The organism is Sphingomonas sp. dw_22 (genome assembly GCF_018449795.1).
Classification (GTDB): Bacteria; Pseudomonadota; Alphaproteobacteria; order Sphingomonadales; family Sphingomonadaceae; genus Sphingomonas.
Window position 1 is genome coordinate 24,779 of record NZ_JAAVVE010000005.1, and the last position, 20,867, is coordinate 45,645.

A 20,867-nucleotide genomic window follows, 5' to 3' on the forward strand; every position below is an offset into this window, starting at 1 on the left:
CGGCTCGTCGCATTGCTGCACCTGCGCACTTTGCCGAGCCCGGTGGAGACCGCATGTTCCATATGGGCAAGGGGTTGTAAGTTTGAGCAAATTCGGTTTCTCGAGCATCGAGCGGGCATTGACCGTCGCAGGGCTTGGCCCCGCGATGCTGCTCGGTTGCGCGGTGCATGAGAATCCCCAGCTCGCCGCCTATCTGCCCGCCCCCAATTATCGCGTGCTGATGCCCATCCCCTCTGCGACTGCCGCGCCGGTGCATCCGGCGGTGCCTGCGCCGGAGAGCCTGGTGTCGTCGCTGAGCGCGATCACCCGCAATTTCAACGGCGTGGTCGGCGTCGCAGTGACCAGCGTCGATACCGGCTGGATCGCCTCGTCCGGCGGCGCCCGGAAACTGCCGCAGCAGAGCGTGAGTAAGCTCTGGGTGGCGATGACCGTGCTCGACGCAGTCGATCAGGGCCGCATCCATCTGAGCGACCCGCTCGTCATCACCAAGGCCGATTTCACGCTGTTCCATCAGCCGGTCGCGTCGCTGGTGAAGGGCGATCAGGGCTATCAGAGCACCGTCGGCGAGATATTGAAGCGCGCGCTGACGATGAGCGACAATACCTGCAACGACAAGCTGCTGCGGCTGGTCGGCGGGCCGGAGGCGGTGCGCTCGTTCATCGCCCGCAACGCGCTCGGCCCGATCCGCTTCGGCCCCGGCGAGAAGCTGCTGCAGGCCGGCACCGCGGGCCTCCAGTGGAAGCCCCAATATTCGATGGGCAACAGCTTCGCCGTGGCGCGAGCGCAGCTTCCCCGGACGGTGCGCGTCGCCGCGTTCGATTCCTATGTCGCCGATCCGCCCGACGGCGCAGCGCCGCTGGCGATCGCGGGCGCGCTGGCGCGGCTGAAGCGCGGCGAGCTCCTTTCGCCCACGTCCACCACCTGGCTGATCTCGACGATGCAGGCATCGCACACCGGCAAGCAACGCCTGCGCGGCGCGGTGCCGCCGGGCTGGCAGTTCGGCCACAAGACGGGCACCGGCCAGGATCTGTTCGGCCGCACCGCCGGCTATAACGATGTCGGCATCCTCACCGCGCCCGATGGCCGCTCCTATGCGCTGGCGGTGATGATCGGCGACACGCCGCGCCCGATCCCTGAGCGGCAGAGGCTGATGTGGTCCGTCGTCCAGGCGATCATCGCGCAGCACGGCGCCTGAACCGCATTTCCACCCCGATCACGGCTTGGGGTTGAACGCGGGCGCTGCTATCTGATCGGGCAATGCCCCATCTCTATCTCGTCGACGGCTCCGGCTATATCTTTCGCGCCTATCACCGGCTGCCCCCGCTCACCAACAAGCATGGCGAGCCGGTCGGCGCCGTGTATGGCTACACCACGATGCTGTGGAAGCTCGCCGACGCGCTGCACAAGGCCGACGGCCCCACCCACATGGCGGTGATCCTCGACAAATCGAGCCACACCTTCCGCAACGAACTCTACGACAAATACAAGGCGCAGCGGCCGCCGCCGCCCGAGGATCTGATCCCCCAGTTCCCGATGATCCGCGACGCTACTCGCGCCTTCTCGCTGCCTTGCATCGAGGAGGAAGGCTGGGAGGCGGACGACCTGATCGCCTCCTATGCCAAGGCGGCGCTGGCGCAGGGCTGGCAGGTGACGATCGTCAGTTCCGACAAGGATCTGATGCAATTGGTCGAGGACGGCAGCCTCGACATGCTCGACACGATGAACAACCGCCGGATCGGGCGGGAGCAGGTGATCGAGAAGTTCCAGGTCGGCCCCGAGAAGGTCGGCGAGGTGCTGGCGCTGATGGGCGACAGCGTCGACAATGTCCCCGGCGTGCCGGGCGTCGGCCCCAAGACCGCAGCCAAGCTGATCCTGGAATATGGCGATGTCGAAAGCGTGCTCGCCGCCGCCCCGTCGATGAAGCCGTCCAGGCTGCGTGACAATCTGATCGAGTATGCCGAGATGGCGCGGCTGTCGCGCAAGCTGGTCGAGCTCGCCAGCGACGTGCCACTGCCCGATCCGCTCGAACAACTCGAACTGCAGGGCATCCCCGACGCGCCACTGCGCGCCTTCCTCGAGCATCACGGCTTCAAGTCGCTGATCGCCCGGCTTTCGGCGGTCGCCGATGCGCCGGTCGAGATCCATGAAGCACCGGGCGTCGAGGAAGATCCGCCCTGCGATCACGACGCCTATGAAACCGTCGTCACCGAAGACGCACTCGACCGCTGGATCGCCGAGGCCCGCCATCAGGGCTGGGTGGCGATCGATACCGAGACCACCGGCGTCGATGCGACTCGCGCCGAGCTGGTCGGGGTGAGCATGGCTTTGTCGCCCAACAAGGCATGCTATATTCCGATCGGCCATGGCGGCACCGACATGTTCGCCGAAAAGCCGATCCAGATCGACCGCGCCGCCGCCCTTTCCCGGCTGAAGCCCCTGTTCGAGGATCCGGCGGTGCTCAAGATCGGGCACAATCTGAAATACGACATGATCGTGCTCGGGCGCGTGGGGCTCGACGTCGCGCCCTATGACGATACGATCGTGATGAGCTTCGATCTCGAAGCCGGCCTGCACGGCCACGGCATGGACGAGCTCGCCGCGACCCATCTCTCGCACAGCTGCATCGCCTATAAGGACGTGGTCGGCACCGGGAAGAGCCAGCTCGGCTTCCAGGAGGTCGATCTCAAGGCCGCCACCCGCTACGCCGCCGAAGATGCCGACGTCACGCTGCGTCTGTGGAAGCGCTTCAAGCCGCGACTCGCCTATGAGAGCGTGACGTGCGTCTACGAGATGGTCGATCGGCCGCTGGTGGCGGTGATCGCGGGCATGGAACGCGCCGGCGTCAAGGTCGACGCGCAGGTGCTGTCGCGCCTGTCGGGCGAGTTCACCGGACAGATCGCCGCGCTGGAGGAAGAGATCCACGCGCTCGCCGGGTTCAAGTTCACCATCGGCAGCCCCAAGCAATTGGGCGACGTGCTGTTCGACAAGATGGGCATCAAGGGCGGCCGCAAGGGCAAGTCCGGCGTCTATTCGACCGACGTCAACGAGCTCGAACGGATCGCGGCGGACAAGGATTCTCCGGGCCGCGAGATGGTGCTCAAGGTGCTCGACTGGCGCCAGCTCTCGAAGCTCAAGTCCACCTATACCGATGCCCTGCAAGCGCAGATCAACTCGGAGACTGGCCGCGTCCATACCAGCTATTCGCTGACCGGCGCGCAGACCGGGCGGCTCTCGTCCACCGACCCCAATCTCCAGAACATCCCGATCCGCACCGAGGTCGGCCGCCAGATCCGCGACGCCTTCGTGGCCGAGCCGGGCAATGTCATCCTCTCGGCCGACTATTCGCAGATCGAGCTGCGCCTCGCCGCGCATATCGCCGACGTGCCCGCGCTGCGCGACGCCTTCGCGCGGGGCGACGACATCCACAACATGACCGCGCAGGAACTGTTCGGCGAGGTCAACCGCGACACGCGCGGGCGGGCCAAGACGATCAACTTCGCGATTCTCTACGGCATCTCGCGCTGGGGGCTGGCGGGCCGGCTCGACGTGACGCCCGACGAGGCGCAGGCGATGATAAACCGCTATTTCGAGCGCTTCCCCGGCATCAACCGCTACATCGCCGACACGCTGAGCAGCGCCAAGGAAAAGGGCTACACCACCACCCTGTTCGGCCGTAAGACGCATTTCCCGCGCCTCAAATCCTCCAATCCCAACGAGCGCGCCGGCAGCGAGCGCGCGGCGATCAACGCGCCGATCCAGGGCACCAGCGCCGACATCATCAAGCGCGCGATGGCGCGGATGGGTCCGGCGCTGGCCGAAGCCGGGCTGCCTAGCGTCCGCATGCTGATGCAGGTGCACGACGAGCTCGTCTTCGAGCTGCCCGAAAGCGACGTCGAAGCCGCGAAGCCGATCATCGAGCGCGTGATGGCAAGTGCCGCCGAGCCTGCGATTCGGCTCAGCGTGCCGCTGGGCGTGGAGATCGGCGTAGGACCGAGCTGGGGCGCCGCGCATTGAGCCAGCCGGCCGCTACGGAAGACATCAACGCCCTCGCCAAAGGCGGGCGCACCAACATGCTCGGCTTCATGCTGCGCCTCGCCGCGCGGCTGCCGTTCCTGTTCATCGCCGGGCGCGTCTATGGCCCGGACATCGTCGGCCGCTATGCGATCGCGGTGCTGGTGATCGAGTTCGCGGCCTTGCTCGCGACATTGGGCCTCAAGCGCGGCCTGGCGCAGGCGCTCGCCTCGACCGATCGGCCGCACGCGCATGTCGTGTGGGACGCGATGGTGGTCGCGCTCATCGCATCGTTAATCGCCAGCGCGCTGCTGATCGCCTTCCCCCAGGCCATGTATCCCAACAGCCAGGTGATGGGGTTCGAACGGCTGCTGCCGCTGGTGGTGCTCGCCACCGCCGCTTCCGACGTGGCGCTCGCCGCGCTCGCCTATCGCCACAATATCGGCGCGGCGGTGACGGCGCGGGCGATCATCGAGCCCTGGACGATCAGCATCGCCGCCTGGGCCTTTTCCTATCTCGCCGCGCGCGACGGGCTGATGCTCGCCTATGTCCTGTCGATGACCGCCGCGCTGATCGCGTCGATCGTGCCGTTCGTGAGGGAATATGGCCTGCCCCATGGCTGGCGGCCGCGCCCTTCGTCGATCTGGTCGCTGGCCCGGCGCAACGCGCCGCTGGCCGGTGCCGACGCAATCGAATGGGCGACACGCAACGTCGATCGCTTCATCCTCGCCCTGCTGTTCGCGCCGACCGTGGTCGGCATCTATTATATGGCACAGCAGGTCGCGTCGGTGCCGCAGCGGCTGAAGACCAGCTTCGATCCGATCCTGGCGCCGGTGGTGACGCAAAGCCTGGCGGTGAACGACAGGAAGGCAGTGGCGAAGCAGGTGCGCCAAGTGGGCTTCTGGATCGTCGGCGCGCAGGCCGCGCTCGCGGTGATGTTCTCGATCCCCGCCGAAGGCGTGATGGGGCTGATCGGCCGCGAGTTCGTGGTCGGATCGGGCGCGCTGTGCGTGCTGCTGGTGGCCGAGGTGCTCGCTTCCACCGGGGCGGTCTGCGAGACCGCCCTGGTCTATATCGCCCGGCACACCAATCTGGCGGTCTCGATCTGCGTGCTGGGGCTCCAGATCGCGTTGAGCTTCGCCTTCATCGTCATCGCGCGCGGCCAGGGCTGGTCGGTGCCGGTCCAGGCGGCCGGGCCGGCGCTCGCGCTGGCAGTGTCGCTGACGATCGGATCGGCCGTGAAGGCGGTGCTGCTCCGCCGCATCCTCGGCGCGCCGGTGGTGAGCATCCGCCCCAGCTTCTTCGCCGCGATCGCCGTCTCCAGTCTGGTCGGCGCAGCATTCATGTCGCTGCCGCACCAGTTCGAATGGGCCGAGCTGAGCCTCGGCATGCCGGCGATCCTGGTGACCTATCTGTTCGTCATCATCCGGTTCGGCTTCGGCCCCGAGGACCGATCGCTGTTCAAGAAGATACCGGCGGCGAACGCGGCGCTTCCGATCGAGGAAGCCGCCTGAAGCATAGGGCGCGAGCGTCCTATATGCTCGTCATCCCGGCGAAGGCCGGGATCCATGACGATTTTAGTGGCGGAAGTGGCGCATGCCGGTGAAGACCATCGCCAAGCCCGCCTCATCGGCGGCGGCGATCACCTCGTCGTCGCGGATCGAACCGCCCGGCTGGATCACCGCGGTCGCGCCCGCCTCGACCGCCGCCAGCAGCCCGTCGGCGAAGGGGAAGAACGCATCCGACGCCACCGCCGAACCGATCGTGCGCGGTGTCGCCCAGCCGGCCTTTTCGGCCGCGTCCCTAGCCTTCCACGCGGCGATGCGCGCCGATTCCAGGCGGTTCATCTGCCCCGCGCCGATGCCCGCCGTGCTGCCGTCCTTGGCATAGACGATCGCGTTCGACTTGACATGCTTGGCCACCGTCCAGGCGAAGCGGCAATCGGCCAGCTCCTGCTCGGTCGGCGCGCGCTTGGTGACGACCTTCAATTCGCCGACCCGGCCATTGTCGCGCGACTGGACGAGCATGCCGCCCGCGATCGACTTGAACATCAGCCCCGGCCGCGCCGGATCGGGCAGCTCGCCGGTGATGAGCAGGCGGAGGTTCTTCTTCGCGGCGAACACGGCGCGCGCCTCGTCATCGGCGGCGGGCGCGGCGACGACTTCGGTGAAGATGCCGGTCATTGCCTCGGCCGTCACGCGATCGAGCGGACGGTTGACCGCGATGATACCGCCGAACGCCGAGACGCTGTCACAGGCTAGCGCCGCCTTGTACGCTTCCAGCAGCGTGTCCGCCGATGCGACGCCGCAGGGATTGGCATGCTTGACGATCACCACGGTCGGCGGTCCGTCGCGGAATTCGCTGACCAGCTCCAGCGCTGCATCGGCATCGTTATAATTGTTGTAGCTCAGTTCCTTGCCCTGGACCTGCTCGGCCTGGGCGATGCCGCGCGTGCCGGTCTGCGGCAGATAGAGCGCGGCGGACTGGTGCGGATTCTCGCCATAGCGCAGCTCCGGCCCCTTGGTGAGCGCGACTGGCAGTGTAGCGGGGAAAGTCTCGCCCTGATCGGCAAAGGCGAACCAGCTCGCGATCGCCGCATCATAGGCGGCGGTGGCGGCATAAGCCTTGGCCGCGAACTTCCTGCGCTGGTCGAGCGTGGTGTTGCCGCCCGAAACCAGCGGATAGTCCGCCGGATCGGTGAGGATCGCGACCGAGTCATGGTTCTTCGCGGCGGAGCGCACCATCGACGGGCCGCCGATATCGATATTCTCGATGATCGTCTCGCGATCGGCGCCGCGCGCCACCGTCTGGGCGAAGGGATAGAGGTTCACCACCACCAGATCGATCGGGGCGATTTCATGCTCGGCCATCGATGCCTGATGCTCGGCATTGCCACGCACCGCGAGCAGCCCGCCATGGACCTTGGGATGCAGCGTCTTGACCCGCCCGTCCATCATCTCCGGGAAACCGGTCAGATCGGAGATGTCGCGCACCTCCAGCCCGGCGGCGCGCAGCGCCGTGGCGGTGCCGCCGGTGGAGACGAGCTCGACGCCCTGCGCCGCCAGCGCGGTCCCGAGTTCGACGATGCCCGTCTTGTCGGAGACGGAGAGAAGCGCGCGGGTGATCTTGACCTGGTCCATGGGCGTGCCCTCTCCCGAATCGGGACCGCGCGGGCAAGTCCTTATTTCGCGCGTGCTTATTTCGCGCGGTGGAACACCCAGCTTATATTGGTGCCCCCGGCCGGCGTTTCGCCGCGGACCACGAGCTGCTCGGTCGATTGCGGCCGCCCCCGCGCATCGATCCACAGCGACGCCTCGACCCCAAGCGCACCGCCCTTGCAGCGGAACTGCCACAGCGCGCCCGAGGGGGTGCGCAAGATCGCCGCCTGGCCGTCGGCGGTCGGCGCCACTTCGATATGCGGCGCCAGATGGAAGCGGATCGCGAAGGGCGTGTCGCCCCGGCTGCGGCGGCGATCGGCGGGCAGCAGCATGTCCTCGCCGCGCAGGTCGCGCCCGTCATGCGACAGCGCCACGCTGCGGCGGTGGAGAAAGCCGTAGCGGCGGACATAGCCGTCATGGCTCGCCTCGATCCGGCTCGCATTGTCGGTCTCGTGCCGCGCCAGCTCGACTTCGCCGACGCCGCGGCCCAGCGTGCCGTCGGCATGGATCGCCGTCGAATTGCTGTCGTCGATCACCAGGGTCGAATGGGCGGCGGTGGTGCGCAGCGCCTCGGTGAGCGCGCGCGGAAGCTGGGCATCGGCCATGCCCGCGCCGCCGCAATTGACGACCAGCCGATGCGCGCCTTCGGAAAGCTCGAAGGCCAGCGTCGAGGCGCAGCCGCCCTCGACCAGCCGCGCCACTGGCGGCGGCGCCGCATCCATGATGAGCACCGTGCTGCCCGCCGAGAGCCGTTGATAGCCCCAGTCGCGCGCCTGCTTGAGCGGGCGGGTGCGCACGCCGGTCGCCTCGATCGTCTGGGCGATGACGTCGCCGGGGATCGGCCCCGATCCCTGCCAGCTCGATAGCCCCTTGTCGCCGTGGCAGACGCCGAGCAGCGCAGTGACCATGCGACCCAGCGCACCCTGGAGGAAGGCCGGCACTTCGGCGCGGCGGGCATGATAAGCCTCGACCAGCATCGTCAGGAGCTGGACCGCCTCGAGCTGGCCGGCGGGCGAGCGGCCAACGGTGCCGCCATCCTCGAACACCGAATGGGCGAGCGCGCGGGTGAGCCCGGCCTCGCCGAACGCCCGGCGCGGATCGCCGCCCGGCAGGATCAGCCCCGCCACCAGCACGCCGCACCAGGCCGCCAGCCGCGGCACGCCCGCCTGGGCCTTGTCGGCGGTACGATCGAGATGCCGCGCGCCTCGCGCCAGCGCGTGGAGCACCGAGGAGCGATAGACGAGATCGGTGCTCGACAGGATCAGCGGGGCGTGCGCGATCCAGAACAGCATGCGGCAGCCCCAGTGATCGGCCCGCCAGGCGGGATCGGACACCTTCTCGCCATGCGCCGCAAGCCAGCGCCGCATGATCTCCTCGGCGATCGGCGCGGCACGCGCGCGGGTCGTGACGCTCGACAGGTCGCGCAGCCAGGCGAAGCTCTGGAGATAATCGCCGAACGCCGGCGACCAGTCGGGATGCGCGAAATCGAGCGTCTCGATCGCGCGGCGCTCGCCCCGGAACTGGAGGGTGCCGTCGAGCAGCGCATTGCCGCGCAGCGCGTCGCCGAAAAAGGGATCGTCGGCAACGGCGATCAGCTTCAGGGGATGGCGACCGCGCAGCCGCATCGCATGGAGCGGGGTGCGCCAGGTGAGCCGCTGGAAACGCTCGGAGATGCGCTCGGCCAGTGACAGGCCGCGATCGCCGCCCAGCCGGATGAGCCGCTTGCCTTCCTCGACCCCGTCGGCGCCGGAGCCGGGAGTCAGGTCGTTCAACCGCCTCTCAGCGCCGCGATGTTGGCGGCATATCGGCCGGATCCGCCGGTGAAGGTCGCCGTGCCCGCGACCAGCGCGTCGGCCCCGGCGGCGATCGCCCGCGGCGCCGTCTCGCGATCGATGCCACCGTCCACCTCCAGGTCGATCGCGCGGCCCGATGCGGTGATGCGGCGGCGCAGCTCGCTGATCTTGGGAAGCTGGCTCTCGATGAACTTCTGCCCGCCGAAGCCGGGATTGACGCTCATCACCAGGATCAGGTCGATCAGGTCCATCACATGATCGACCACGTCCACCGGCGTCGCCGGATTGAGCACCACCCCGGCGCGCTTGCCGAGCGCCTTGATCGTCTGGAGCGTGCGGTGGAGATGCGGGCCGCTCTCGGGATGGACCGAGATGCAGTCCGCCCCGGCGTCCGCGAACGCCTGGAGGAAGGGATCGACCGGGGCGATCATCAGATGCACGTCGAACGGCTTGGCGGTGTGCGGGCGCAGCGCCTTCACCACCGCCGGGCCGATGGTGAGATTGGGCACGAAATGCCCGTCCATCACATCGACATGGATCCAGTCCGCGCCCGCTTCGTCGATCGCGCGTATTTCCTCGCCCAGGCGGGCGAAGTCGGCGGAGAGGATCGAGGGGGCGATACGGACTGCGGGCATGATGAGTCCTTAGCATGGCCCGAATCGCGCGCAACGCGCGATTGCGCTTCAGCCGAGCCGACGCAGCCTTGCGATGAAGAAGCCGTCCATGCCGCCGGCATCGGCAAGCGCACCGGGAAGCAGCCGGAGCGATCCGTCGGCACGCGGTGTCACGCCCTGGGGCAGCTCCTCGGGTAGCACCGGCTCGATCGCGAAATCGGGATGCCCGGCGAGGAAGTGGGCGAGCTGCGCCTCGCCTTCCTTCGGTTCGAGCGAGCAGGTGGAGAAGACCAGCACCCCGCCGGGCTTCACCCAATCGGCCGCGCGGGCGAACAATTTGGTCTGCAACTCGGCCATCTCGGAGATCAGCGAGGGACGGACGCGGTGGAGCACATCCGGGTGCCGACGGAAGATGCCGGTCGCGCTGCACGGCGCGTCGAGCAGCACCGCATCGGCGGGCTCGGCGGGCGCCCATTCGAGCAGGTCGGCCGCGACGACTTCTGCGGAAAGCCCGGTGCGATCCAGATTGTCGCGAAGTCGCGCCAGACGACTTTCGGAGACATCGACCGCCGTCACCCGCCAACCATTCGCCGCAAGCTGGAGCGTCTTGCCCCCCGGCGCGGCGCAGAGATCCAGCGCGCGGCCATTGCCCTTGCCGATCAGCCGGGCGGGAATCGAGGCGGCGAGATCCTGCACCCACCAGCCGCCCTCGGCATAGCCTTCGAGGCCGGGCACGGCGCCCTTCTCGTCGAGCCGGAGATGCCCCGGCATCAGGCTCCTGCCCGCCAGATCGGGCGCCGCGGCAGGATCGCGCAGCGTCAGGTCGAGCGGCGGCGGCACGGCGATGGCGCGTTCGGCATCCTCGATCATCTGGTCGCCCCAGGCGGCATGCCAGCGCAGCGCCACCGCGTCGGGCAAGGTCGGCGGCTCGGGCAGCAGCGCGCCGCTGCGCACCAATGTCCCGAACACGCCATGGACGAGCTTTCGCGGCCCGCCATCGACCAGCGGCAGCACCGTCGCGATCGCGGCATGGCCCGGCGTGCCGAGCACCAGCGCCTGCACCAGCGCGATCCTGAGGGCGAACCGCGCCTTGGCGTCATCAGGGAGCCGCTGCTTGGTCGCGCTGTCGATCAGCGCGTCGAGATCGGGGAGCCGCCGCAGCGTCTCCGCCGCGATGGCGTGCGCCAGCCCGCGATCATTGGGCGCCAGTCCTTGCGCGGCATTGTCCATCGCCTGTTCGAGCGCGAGCCCGCGGCGCAGCACCGCATCGAGGAGTTTCAGGGCCGCGCGGCGCGTGGGAACGCCGGGGGCATCGGCGTTTTGCACGCGCTTGGCTTGACCTTGCTTCATCGCGCGCCGATTTGGGCGTCATCGAGCTTGAAGGCAATGCCATGGGCAATCGCCCCGAACATGTGAAACCGCCCGAATATCTGACGCCGAACCCGCCGGTGCCGGAACCCGAGCCGGCCAGGCCCACCGAGGATCCGCTGGGCAAGGATCCGACGCGCTATGGCGACTGGGAGCTGAAGGGCGTGGCGGTCGATTTCTGACCGCCACGCGCCCTCGATCACGTCAGAAGGTCTCGCCGACCCATTCTTCGGTCTTCGCCCAGAGCGCCTTGGCGTGTTCGGGATCGAGCGCATAGGGGCGCACGCCCTCGCTCACCGGGGTAATGATGCCGTCGGTGACGAGCGTGGTGACGTGGCAGTTCTCGCAATAGCGGCCGCCCACTTCGTCCCCATCGGCAACCGCGCCGGCCCAGACCGAAGTCGCCGCGCCCTGAGGAATCGTCTTCCACTGGTAGGGAGGCTGGCCCAGCTTCGCCAGATCGGCATTGATCGCGGCGACCATCGCGTTGAGCGTGTCCTCGCCGACATGCCGCCCCAGCTCGGTGCGGATGCCGCCGGGATGCACGGCGGTCGCGCGGATGCCGCGGTCGCGATGCCGCCGGTCGAACTCGACGGCGAACAGGATGTTCGCGGTCTTGGACCGGCCATAGGCGACACCCGGATCATAAGGGGTATGCTCGAAATTCGGATCGTCGAGATCGACGTCCGAATAGCGATGGCCCGAAGAGGCGAGGTTCACCAGCCGCCCGCCCGGCGCGATCAGCGGCGCGATGCGGTTCACCAGCACGAAATGGCCGATATGATTGGTGCCGATCTGCGTCTCGAAGCCGTCGGCCGTGTGGCCGAAGGGCGTGGCCATCACGCCGGCATTGGCGATCACCAAGTCGAACGGCTTGCCCGCTTCGAGCAATCCATCGGCGCAGGCGCGCACGCTGGCGAGCGAGGCAAGATCGAGCTCCACCAATTCGATCCCGCCGCCGTTCGCGGCAGCGGCCCGCACCGGCGCCGTCGCGGCCCCCGCCTTGGCGAGATCGCGGGCAGCGCCCACCACCGTCGCGCCATGCGCCGCCAGCGCCCGCGCCGTCTCCACGCCCAGCCCGGCCGAAACCCCGGTCACCAGCACGCGCTTGCCGCTTAAATCCACGCCTGCCAGCACCTCGTCGGTGGTGGACGTTGCGCCGAACGAATCAGCCATGATCGACTCCTTGGAAAATCCATGAACAGCCGCCCCGGCCAGGGCGGCATTTGCCGTCCGGGCCTGGTTCGATATAAAAGGAGGACAGCTCCGCTTTTAATACGGAGGAACCCTCCGCTTTTCAAGGCTTGGTGAAAGATTGTCCGACGAAAATGCCTCGAATCCCCGCAAGCCCCGCGCCGATGCCGAGCGCAACCGGCTGCGGCTGCTGGGAGCCGCGAAGACGGTCTTCGCCGAAAAGGGCGCAGGCACCAGCCTCGAAGAGATAGCGCGCGCCGCGGGCGTGGGGATCGGCACGCTCTATCGCCATTTCCCGACGCGCGACGCGCTGATCGAGCAGGTCTATCGCAACGAGCTGGCGCAGCTCGTCCAGACGGCGGCAGAGCTGACGCGGACCCAGCCGCCGGTGGAGGCGCTGCGACTGTGGATGCGGCTGTTCGTGGACTATCTCGCGACCAAACAGATCATGTCCGAAGCGCTGGACGCGCTGGTGTGCGGCCCGACCGCGCTCTACGCAACTTCGGGGATACAGCTGAAGGCCGCGATCGCCGATCTCGTCGACCGCGCAGTGGCGAGCGGAGCGATCCGCCTCGACATGGATCCGCTCGACCTGCTGCGCGCGGTGGTGGGCGTCGCCCAGCCCGGCACGGGCAGCGAAGGCCGGGAAAACGCCAAACGCCTTATCGACCTGATGATCGCCGGCGCGCGCGTGGCGGGGCCGGCGTAGCGGCTATTCGCCTGCCAGCATCGCCACGAGCTTGTTCACCGTGTTCCAGTTGCGCGCGGTGGCGAGCCTGGGGAATTTCGCCTTGGCCATGGACTGGGGCAGCTTCGAATGGCCGACATCGTCGGGATAATCGACATAGAGCTCGCGGCCGATCGCATGGAGCCGCTCGGGGCCGTCATGGAGCTCGGGCAACCTGGCGATAGGCTCGCCTGGCACGGGATCGCGGTGGAAATGGACCAGCAGATGGTTGGGATGGCCCTGCGCGGCGTCCGGAAAGGGATTGGCGGCAAGAATCGCGCTCAGCTCGGCGAGATCGCGCACCACGACGTCGGTCTTGAGGCCATGCGTCTCCAGCGCCGCTTCGAGCGCCTGCTCGATCGCCGCCGCGTCGCCCTTTGCCGAAAAGACGACATTGCCCGAAGCGAGCAAGGTGCGGACATCCTCGAAGCCCAGCCCCTCGGCCAGCGCCTTGAGCTCCGCCATCGGCAGCTTGCGCCCGCCGACATTGACGCCCTTGAGCAAGCCCGCCCAGCGTTTCACACCGCCTCCGCGCGCAAGGGCCGGCTGAGCAGCGCCTCGATCACCGAACCGACATCGGCCCCCTCCAGCAGCGCATTCACCGCTTCGGTGACGGGCATGTCGATGCCCGCGTCCGCCGCCGCCTCCCGCAGCACGGGCGCGGTGAAGGCACCTTCCGCCACCGTCTTGCGGTCGGCCATCAGCTCGGCGGCGCTCCGCCCCTGGCCGAGCCCCAGCCCGAGCGAGAAGTTGCGCGAATTGGTCGAGGAGCAGGTGAGGACGAGGTCGCCCAGCCCCGAAAGCCCGGTCAGCGTCTCCGCCTGCGCCCCGCGCGCCAGCCCGAAGCGCGTCATCTCGGCAAAGCCGCGCGCGATCAGCGCCGCGCGAGCGTTGAGCCCCAGCCCCGCGCCCTCGACCACCCCGCAGGCGATCGCGAGCACATTCTTCACCGCTCCGCCGATCTCCGCGCCGATCACGTCGCTGGAGGCATAGGTCCGGAAGGCCGGCCCGGCGAGCCGCGCCGCCAGCCGTGCCCCCAGATCCTCGTTCTTGCACGCCAGGGTGACGGCGGTCGGCTTGCCCGCCGCGACTTCGATCGCGAAGGTCGGGCCGGAAAGCACCGCGATCGGCGCGCCGGGCGCAGCCTCGCGCGCGACCTGGCCGACCAGCAGGCGCGTTCCCGCCTCGATCCCCTTGGCGCAGAGCACCAGCGGCGTGCCGCCCACCGGCGTCGCGCCGAGCACGGCGCGGACATGCTGGGCAGGCGCGACCACCAGCAGCGCGTCGAGACCCGCAAGCTCCCCCAGATCGCCCGTCGCGCGGATCGCGGGCGAAAGCGCCACGCCGGCAAGGAACTGGCTGTTCTCGTGGGAAGCATTGATGCTCTCCACCACTTCGGCCTCGCGCGCCCAGAGCAACACCGGCTGGTCGCCCCGCGCTGCGACCGCCGCCAATGCGGTGCCCCAGGCACCGCCGCCGATCACGCCGATCCTCATGCCTTCACCCCCGCGCCGCGCACCTTCTCGGCCCCCGGATCGAGCGGCCAGCGCGGCCGTGCCGGAAAGTCGAGCGGATCGGTGAAGCCGGCGGCGAAGCGTTCGGCCCCGGCCCAGGCGATCATCGCGGCATTGTCGGTGCAGAGCCATAGCGGCGGCGCGACGAAGCGCAGGCCATGCTCGGCCGCCAACCCTTCGAGCGCCGAACGCACCGCCGTGTTCGCCGCGACTCCGCCCGCCACCACCAAAGCGGTGGGACGCACCCGCGCCAGCGCCAGCCGCGTGCGATCCAGCAGGCAATCGACCACCGCCTGCTGGAAGGAGGCCGCCAGATCCTCGGCACTGTAATCGTTCACCGCGCGCGCGACGGCGCTCTTGAGCCCCGCAAAGGAGAAATGCGGCTCGCCCGATCCCACCAGCGGACGCGGCAGCGGCACCGCGCGCGGATCGCCCCGGGCGGCGGCTTCCTCCACCGCCGGCCCGCCGGGAAAACCCAGGCCGAGCAGCTTGGCAGTCTTGTCGAACGCCTCGCCCGCCGCATCGTCGATCGTCGTGGCGAGCCGGCGATAGCTGCCGATCCCCTCGACCAACAGCAATTGGCAATGCCCGCCCGAGACCAGCAGCAGCAGATACGGGAATTCGAGGGTCGAATCGCTCAGCCGCGGCGACAGCGCATGTCCCTCCAGATGATTCACCGCGACCAGCGGCTTGCCGCTCGCCAGCGCCAGCGCCTTGCCGGTGACCAGGCCCACCATGACGCCACCGATCAGCCCGGGCCCGGCCGTGGCGGCGATCGCATCGACATCGGCCAGCGTCACGCCCGCCTCCGCCAGCGCCGCCTCGACCAGGGGCGCCAGCACCTCGACATGCGCGCGCGCCGCAATCTCGGGAACGACGCCGCCATAGGGGCGATGCGCCTCCTCCTGGCGCGCGAGCTTGTGCGCGCGGATCGTGCCGTCGCTTTCCACCAGCGCCGCCGCGGTTTCGTCGCAGCTCGATTCAAGCCCCAGGATCAATGCCATCGCTTCCATCTAGGCCGCCCAGCCGCTAGCACAAGCCATGCCTCCGTTCCGCCTCGGCACCCGCGGGTCGCCGCTCGCCCTTGCCCAAGCCCATATGGTCCGCGACGCGCTGGCCGCCGCGCACGGACTCGACGCCAAGATCGTCGTCATCCGCACCACCGGCGACAAGGTGCAGGACCGCGCCCTCGCCGAGATCGGCGGCAAGGCGCTGTGGACCAAGGAGCTCGATCGCGCGCTGCTGGCCGGCGAGATCGATTGCGCGGTCCATTCGATGAAGGATGTCGAGACCTTCCGGCCGGACGATATCGCCATCGCCGCGATGCTGCCGCGCGCCGATGTGCGCGATCGGCTGGTGGGCGCCGAAAGCGTGGACGCGCTGGGGCGGGGCGCCGTGGTCGGCACCTCCTCCCCCCGGCGCGCCGCGCAGCTCAAGCGGCTGCGGCCCGATCTGGAGACCGTGCTGTTCCGCGGCAATGTCGATACCCGCCTCGCCAAGCTGGCCGCCGGGGAAGCGGACGCCACCCTCCTCGCCGCAGCGGGGCTGGAGCGGCTCGGACGTCATGACGTCGGCCATGCCATCCCGACCAATATATTGCTGCCCGCCCCGGCCCAGGGCGCGGTGGGGATCGAGATCCGCGCCGGCGATTCGCATGCCCGATCGCTGCTCGCCGCGATCGACGATCCGCACACCCACGCCTGCGTGCTCGCCGAGCGCGCGCTGCTCGCCGCGCTCAAGGCCGATTGCCATTCGCCGGTGGCGGCGCTCGCCACGCTGGAGGGCGCGATCCTGACGATCGAGGCCGAATTGCTGTCCGAGGACGGCACCGAGCATGTCCACGGCCAGATCGAAGGGGCGCCGCTCGATCCCGAGCTGTCCGCCGCGCTCGCCCGCGACCTGCTCGACCGCGCGCCGCCCGGCGTCCGCCGGCTGTTCGAGGGATGAGCCGCGCCATCGCGGTGCTGCGCCCCGAGCCCGGCAATCGTGTGACCGCCGCGGCGATCGAGGCGCAGGGCCGCCACGCGATTCGCCTGCCACTGTTCGAGGCGCGGCCGCTGGCGTGGGACGTGCCCGATCCCAGCCGATTCGACGCGCTGCTGCTGACCAGCGCCAATGCCGTCCGCCATGCCGGGCCGGGCCTGTCGAAATTGCGCAGCTTGCCGGTGCATGCGGTGGGCGACGTGACCGCCGAGGCGGCGCGCCGCGCAGGCTTCGCCGTCGCCGCGACGGGCGATGCAGGCGCCGAGGCGCTGGTCGCGCAGGCCACCGCGCTGGGCGTGCGCCACGCGCTGCATCTGGCGGGACGCGAGCGGACGCTGGAAGCCGGAGGAATCATCGCGCAAGTGCTGACCGTCTATGCCAGCGAAGCGCTGCCGGTGACGCCGCACGAGGCAGCGAAGCTCGCAGGCGCCGTGGCGCTCGTGCAATCGACCCGGGCAGGTGCGCGGCTCGCCGAAATCGTCGAACCGGCCATGCGCGGCGACATCGCGCTGATAGCCCCCAGCGCCCGCGCCGCCGCCGCCGCGGGGGACGGCTGGGAACGTATCATCGTCCCCCGCGATTTCCGCGGAACCGCGCTGATCGACGCCGCAATCGCGCTGGCCGATTGACCGGGCGCACGCACGCGGCGAAAAGGGCCTTATGAGCGACGAGCCCCTCGCCCCGCAGTCTCCGCTGCGCAACCGGATACTGATCGGCGGCCTAGGCTTTCTGGGCGGCGTGGCGCTGACCGCCGGCCTGATCCAGTTGACCGGCATGCCCCCCTTCCATCCGGAACCCACGCCCCAGGCCAGCCCCCCGCCGCGCGCCCTCACCGTGCCCGCCCTGCCGCCCGGCACCGACATGGCGACGCTGAACGCGCGCGAGGCCGAGCTGGCGGGCCGGCTCGACCAGCTCGAGCAGCGCATCAACGAAAGCGCGGGCAGCGCGCGCAACGCCGCTTCCTATGCCACCCAGGCCGAGCGGCTGATGATCGCCTTTTCCGTCCGGCGCGCGATCGAGCGCGGTCAGCCGATGGGCAGCCTGGAGAACCAGCTCCGCGCCCGCTTCGGCGAAGAACATGGCGAGGCCGTCTCGGCGATCGTCGCGGCGGCCGCCCAGCCGGTGACGCTGGAAGACCTTCGCCTCGCGCTCGACACGATCGCGCCCCGGCTGGCGAGCGGGCCGAACGACAGCCTGTGGGCGCGCTTCCGCGGCTTCATCGGCGATATGGTGGTGGTGCGCCAGGCCGAGGTGCCGAGCCCGCGCACCTCCGATCGCCTGCGCCGCGCCCGGCGCGCGCTCGATCAGGGCGATGTCGAGGCGTCGCTCGCCGAAGTCGCGCATCTGCCCGGCGCCGCCAATGCCGAGAGCTGGATCGGCGCGGCCCGCCGTTTCCTCGCGGCGCGCAACGGACTCAATGAAATCGAGCGGGCGGCCATCGAGACCGCCCCCGCACGGCCGGCCTCACCGGCGGAATAGAGGAACTGAAATCATGGCAGAGATGGGCCGGTTCGACTGGCAGGATCCGTTCGGGCTGGACGCACAGCTCACCGACGAAGAGCGCATGGTCCGCGACGCCGCGCGCGACTATGCCCAGGGCGAGTTGCTACCGCGCGTGACGTCGGCCTTCCTCGAGGAACGGTTCGACCGCGCGATCATGTCGGAGATGGGTGCGCTCGGCCTGCTCGGCCCGACGATTCCGGAAACCTATGGCGGCGCAGGGCTCGGCTATGTCGCCTATGGCCTGGTCGCACGCGAAGTGGAGCGCGTCGATTCGGGCTATCGCTCGGCCATGTCGGTGCAGTCGAGCCTCGTGATGCACCCCATCTACGCCTATGGCACCGAGGAGCAGAAGCGGAAGTACCTGCCGAAGCTCGCGAGCGGCGAATGGGTCGGCTGCTTCGGCCTCACCGAGCCCGATGCCGGCTCTGATCCCGGCGGCATGCGCACCCGCGCCGAGAAGGTCGACGGCGGCTATCGCCTGACCGGCACGAAGATGTGGATCACCAATTCGCCGATCGCTGACGTCATGGTGGTATGGGCCAAGTCCGATGCCCATGGCGGCGGCATCAAGGGCTTCGTGCTCGAACGCGGCATGAAGGGGCTCACCACCCCGAAGATCGAGGGCAAGCTGAGCTTGCGCGCCTCGATCACCGGCGAGATCGTGATGGACGGCGTCGAAGTCGGCGAGGACGCGCTGCTCCCCGAAGTACAGGGCCTGAAGGGTCCGTTCGGCTGCCTCAACCGCGCGCGCTACGGCATCGCCTGGGGCACGATGGGCGCGGCGGAAGCCTGCATGCATGCCGCCCGCCAGTACACGCTCGATCGCGCCCAGTTCGGCCGGCCGCTGGCCGCGACCCAGCTCGTGCAGCTCAAGCTCGCCAACATGGAGACCGAGATCGCGCTCGGCCTCCAGGCGGCGCTGCGCTGCGGCCGCATGTTCGACGAAGGCACGCTCGCGCCCGAGGCGATCTCGATCATCAAGCGCAACAATTGCGGCAAGGCGCTCGACATCGCGCGCGTCGCCCGCGACATGCATGGCGGCAACGGCATCTCGGCCGAATTCCACGTGCTCCGCCACGCTATCAACCTCGAGACGGTCAACACCTATGAGGGCACGCACGACGTGCACGGGCTGATCCTGGGACGGGCGATCACCGGGATCGCCGCGTTCTGATGCCACCCGAGCGCCAGCCGACGCTCGAAGGCGAACTGGTCGTTCTGCGTCCCAGCACACCCCAGGATTGGGACGCGCTGTTCGCCGTCGCCTCCGATCCGCTGGTCTGGGAAGTCCATCCCGCGCATGACCGCTGGCAGGAGCCGGTGTTCCGCGCCTATTTCGATAGCGGCATCGCCAGCGGGGGCGCACTCACCATTCTCGATCGCGCCGCCGGCACGGTGATCGGCTCCTCCCGCTTCGACAATTGGGATGCGGCCGCCGACGAGATCGAGATCGGCTGGACCTACCTCTCCCGCGCCTATTGGGGCGGCGCCTATAATCGCGAGATCAAGCGGCTGATGCTCGATCATATCCATGGCTATGTCGGCACCGCCGTCTTCACCGTCGGTGAGGGCAATATCCGCTCGCGCAAGGCGATGGAGAAGATCGGCGGCAAGCTGCGCCCCGGCACGGTGCCGCGGCTGATGGCCGGGGAAATGAAGCCCCATGTCCTCTACGAGATCCGCCGGCCCTAGCTGAGCCGCTTAATCAGCTCCTGCGCCGCAGCCGGGGCCCGCACCTTGCCGCCATGGATGAAGAACACGAAGGTCTCGCGCGGAATCGCCGGCGGCACCTCATCGCTCGCATAGGGCAACCCCTCGGGCCGTCCGCCCGCCGCCCAGGTCTTCGCCACCTCGGTCCAGCGCGGGAAATCCGCTTCCGGATAGCAGAGCGGATTAGCATCCTCCCCTGCCTCCAGCCGGGCATAGACGAAGTCCGCGGTGATATCCGCGATCGCCGGATATTGCGGCGAATCGGCATAGACGATCGCCACGCCCGCCTCGCGGCACATCGCGACGAATTCCGGCACATGGAAGCTGTCGCTCCGCACCTGCACCGCATGCCGCAGCGTCACGCCCGCATGGGCACGCGGCAGCAGATCCAGGAACGCCTGGAAATCGGCGGCGTCGAACTTCTTGGTCGCCATGAACTGCCAGAAGATCGGCCCAAGCTTGTCGCCCAGCTCGACCAATCCCTGCCCCACGAAGCGCTGCACCGATTCGCCCGCCTCGGCCAGCACCTTGCGATTGGTGACGAAGCGCGAGCCCTTCACCGTATAGACGAACCCCTCGGGCGCGGCGGCGCCCCAGCCGGCGAAGCTGGCGGGCTTGAAGGTCGAATAATAGGTGCCGTTGATCTCGATCGCCGTCAGCGCCCGCGCGGCGAACTCCAGCTCCTTCTTCTGCGCCAGGCCCGGCGGATAGAAGGTTCCGCGCCACGGCTCGAAGGTCCAGCCGCCGATGCCGACATGGATGGGCGCGCTCACTCGATCCGGGTCCAGGTCTGCGACTTGCAGCCGATCCCCAGCGCCAGGCAGCCGCGCCCGATGAGCTGGTCGGTGCCGACCAGCGTCACCGTGCCCGAAAAAGTCTCGTTGATATCGGGGACGAAGACCTTCCCCTTCCACACGCCGGGCCGGATCAGCTTGAAATCGCGAAACAATTGCGTGCCGACCAGGTTCTTGGTCCCGCCCCGCGCCGCATCCGCCTTGGCCTTGTCGTTCGCCCATATGACGGTGCCGCACATCGCCTGTTCACCACAGGGATGCGAGCGGATGTGCACGCTGTTGCTGGGATTGCGCCACACCTTGGGCTGCGGAAGCGCCGCCCCCGCCAGCGCGAAAAACAGGCCGGCGGCAAGAATGGAGCGAAGGCGTGACGACATCTGGCAACTCCCGAATCGATCGCCTCATCTATGCCCCAGCGAAGCCGATGGCGGAATTACCCATTGGGAGGGCTCATTTTGGTCCGACAGATTCGGGCGATTCCATAAACGCGATCAGCCC

20 protein-coding genes are annotated in these 20,867 nt (G+C 68.8%); 10 read left to right on the forward strand and 10 right to left on the reverse strand.

The window, feature by feature from the left end; all coding sequences use genetic code 11:
- Positions 1-82: 82 nt before the first annotated feature.
- From HB724_RS03480 to HB724_RS03490, 3 genes are all read left to right on the forward strand, one after another.
- On the forward strand, positions 83-1,195 hold the full coding sequence (locus HB724_RS03480) for a serine hydrolase (RefSeq protein ID WP_256731301.1): 1,113 nt from the start codon (positions 83-85) through the stop codon (positions 1,193-1,195).
- A gap of 62 nt (positions 1,196-1,257) precedes the next feature.
- Positions 1,258-4,014, forward strand: a complete 2,757-nt coding sequence (gene polA, locus HB724_RS03485) for a DNA polymerase I (RefSeq protein WP_213979520.1) — start codon at positions 1,258-1,260, stop codon at positions 4,012-4,014.
- A 56-nt stretch (positions 4,015-4,070) separates the two neighbouring features.
- Positions 4,071-5,525: a lipopolysaccharide biosynthesis protein gene (locus HB724_RS03490; protein ID WP_213979639.1), complete on the forward strand. Its 1,455-nt coding sequence runs from the start codon at positions 4,071-4,073 to the stop codon at positions 5,523-5,525.
- A gap of 63 nt (positions 5,526-5,588) precedes the next feature.
- On the opposite strand, the gene purH is transcribed toward HB724_RS03490, so the two are convergent.
- From purH to HB724_RS03510, 4 genes are read right to left on the reverse strand one after another with little or no spacing between them, the layout of a single operon-like run.
- Positions 5,589-7,151: a bifunctional phosphoribosylaminoimidazolecarboxamide formyltransferase/IMP cyclohydrolase gene (purH, locus tag HB724_RS03495; protein WP_213979521.1), complete on the reverse strand. Its 1,563-nt coding sequence runs from the start codon at positions 7,149-7,151 to the stop codon at positions 5,589-5,591.
- A 56-nt stretch (positions 7,152-7,207) separates the two neighbouring features.
- Positions 7,208-8,941: a heparinase II/III family protein gene (locus tag HB724_RS03500; protein WP_256731302.1), complete on the reverse strand. Its 1,734-nt coding sequence runs from the start codon at positions 8,939-8,941 to the stop codon at positions 7,208-7,210.
- Positions 8,938-9,597, reverse strand: coding sequence for a ribulose-phosphate 3-epimerase (gene rpe / locus HB724_RS03505; protein WP_213979522.1), 660 nt, complete (start codon positions 9,595-9,597; stop codon positions 8,938-8,940). The genes HB724_RS03500 and rpe overlap by 4 nt, the downstream gene beginning before the upstream one ends.
- A 48-nt stretch (positions 9,598-9,645) precedes the next feature.
- Positions 9,646-10,926, reverse strand: a complete 1,281-nt coding sequence (locus HB724_RS03510; protein ID WP_213979523.1) for an RsmB/NOP family class I SAM-dependent RNA methyltransferase — start codon at positions 10,924-10,926, stop codon at positions 9,646-9,648.
- Positions 10,927-10,967: 41 nt separating this feature from the next.
- On the opposite strand from HB724_RS03510, the gene HB724_RS03515 reads away from it, so the two are divergent.
- Positions 10,968-11,126, forward strand: a complete 159-nt coding sequence (locus HB724_RS03515) for a DUF1674 domain-containing protein (RefSeq protein WP_213979524.1) — start codon at positions 10,968-10,970, stop codon at positions 11,124-11,126.
- Between the two features lie 22 nt (positions 11,127-11,148).
- Here HB724_RS03515 and HB724_RS03520 read toward each other — a convergent pair whose 3' ends face one another.
- Positions 11,149-12,120 (reverse strand): SDR family NAD(P)-dependent oxidoreductase, encoded by a 972-nt coding sequence (locus tag HB724_RS03520; RefSeq protein ID WP_213979525.1) that lies wholly within the window; start codon positions 12,118-12,120, stop codon positions 11,149-11,151.
- Between the two features lie 139 nt (positions 12,121-12,259).
- Here HB724_RS03520 and HB724_RS03525 point away from each other — a divergent pair, with 139 nt between their 5' ends.
- The gene (locus HB724_RS03525) at positions 12,260-12,847 is read left to right on the forward strand and encodes a TetR/AcrR family transcriptional regulator (RefSeq protein ID WP_213979526.1); all 588 of its coding nucleotides are present in this window, start codon (positions 12,260-12,262) and stop codon (positions 12,845-12,847) included.
- A gap of 3 nt (positions 12,848-12,850) precedes the next feature.
- On the opposite strand, the gene HB724_RS03530 is transcribed toward HB724_RS03525, so the two are convergent.
- Genes HB724_RS03530 through tsaD form a run of 3 tightly spaced genes read right to left on the reverse strand, consistent with a single transcriptional unit; the run spans position 12,851 to position 15,383 of the window.
- On the reverse strand, positions 12,851-13,387 hold the full coding sequence (locus tag HB724_RS03530; protein ID WP_213979527.1) for a DUF1697 domain-containing protein: 537 nt from the start codon (positions 13,385-13,387) through the stop codon (positions 12,851-12,853).
- Positions 13,384-14,361, reverse strand: coding sequence for an NAD(P)H-dependent glycerol-3-phosphate dehydrogenase (locus HB724_RS03535; RefSeq protein WP_213979528.1), 978 nt, complete (start codon positions 14,359-14,361; stop codon positions 13,384-13,386). The genes HB724_RS03530 and HB724_RS03535 overlap by 4 nt, the downstream gene beginning before the upstream one ends.
- On the reverse strand, positions 14,358-15,383 hold the full coding sequence (tsaD, locus tag HB724_RS03540) for a tRNA (adenosine(37)-N6)-threonylcarbamoyltransferase complex transferase subunit TsaD (RefSeq protein ID WP_213979529.1): 1,026 nt from the start codon (positions 15,381-15,383) through the stop codon (positions 14,358-14,360). Before tsaD ends, HB724_RS03535 begins: the two co-directional genes overlap by 4 nt.
- A 37-nt stretch (positions 15,384-15,420) precedes the next feature.
- On the opposite strand from tsaD, the gene hemC reads away from it, so the two are divergent.
- From hemC to HB724_RS03565, 5 genes are read left to right on the forward strand one after another with little or no spacing between them, the layout of a single operon-like run.
- Positions 15,421-16,326, forward strand: a complete 906-nt coding sequence (gene hemC, locus HB724_RS03545; RefSeq protein ID WP_213979530.1) for a hydroxymethylbilane synthase — start codon at positions 15,421-15,423, stop codon at positions 16,324-16,326.
- Positions 16,323-16,991 carry a uroporphyrinogen-III synthase gene (locus HB724_RS03550; protein WP_213979531.1) on the forward strand — a complete coding sequence of 223 codons (669 nt, stop codon included), beginning with the start codon at positions 16,323-16,325 and terminating at the stop codon, positions 16,989-16,991. Before hemC ends, HB724_RS03550 begins: the two co-directional genes overlap by 4 nt.
- Before the next feature lie 31 nt (positions 16,992-17,022).
- Positions 17,023-17,841, forward strand: coding sequence for a hypothetical protein (locus HB724_RS03555; RefSeq protein ID WP_213979532.1), 819 nt, complete (start codon positions 17,023-17,025; stop codon positions 17,839-17,841).
- Positions 17,842-17,854: 13 nt separating this feature from the next.
- Positions 17,855-19,039: an acyl-CoA dehydrogenase gene (locus HB724_RS03560; protein WP_213979533.1), complete on the forward strand. Its 1,185-nt coding sequence runs from the start codon at positions 17,855-17,857 to the stop codon at positions 19,037-19,039.
- The gene (locus HB724_RS03565) at positions 19,039-19,557 is read left to right on the forward strand and encodes a GNAT family N-acetyltransferase (RefSeq protein ID WP_213979534.1); all 519 of its coding nucleotides are present in this window, start codon (positions 19,039-19,041) and stop codon (positions 19,555-19,557) included. The genes HB724_RS03560 and HB724_RS03565 overlap by 1 nt, the downstream gene beginning before the upstream one ends.
- Here HB724_RS03565 and HB724_RS03570 read toward each other — a convergent pair.
- Positions 19,554-20,348 (reverse strand): DUF72 domain-containing protein, encoded by a 795-nt coding sequence (locus HB724_RS03570; protein WP_213979535.1) that lies wholly within the window; start codon positions 20,346-20,348, stop codon positions 19,554-19,556. The genes HB724_RS03565 and HB724_RS03570 overlap by 4 nt on opposite strands.
- The gene (locus HB724_RS03575; RefSeq protein WP_213979536.1) at positions 20,345-20,746 is read right to left on the reverse strand and encodes a DUF2147 domain-containing protein; all 402 of its coding nucleotides are present in this window, start codon (positions 20,744-20,746) and stop codon (positions 20,345-20,347) included. Before HB724_RS03575 ends, HB724_RS03570 begins: the two co-directional genes overlap by 4 nt.
- Between the last annotated feature and the right edge of the window lie 121 nt (positions 20,747-20,867).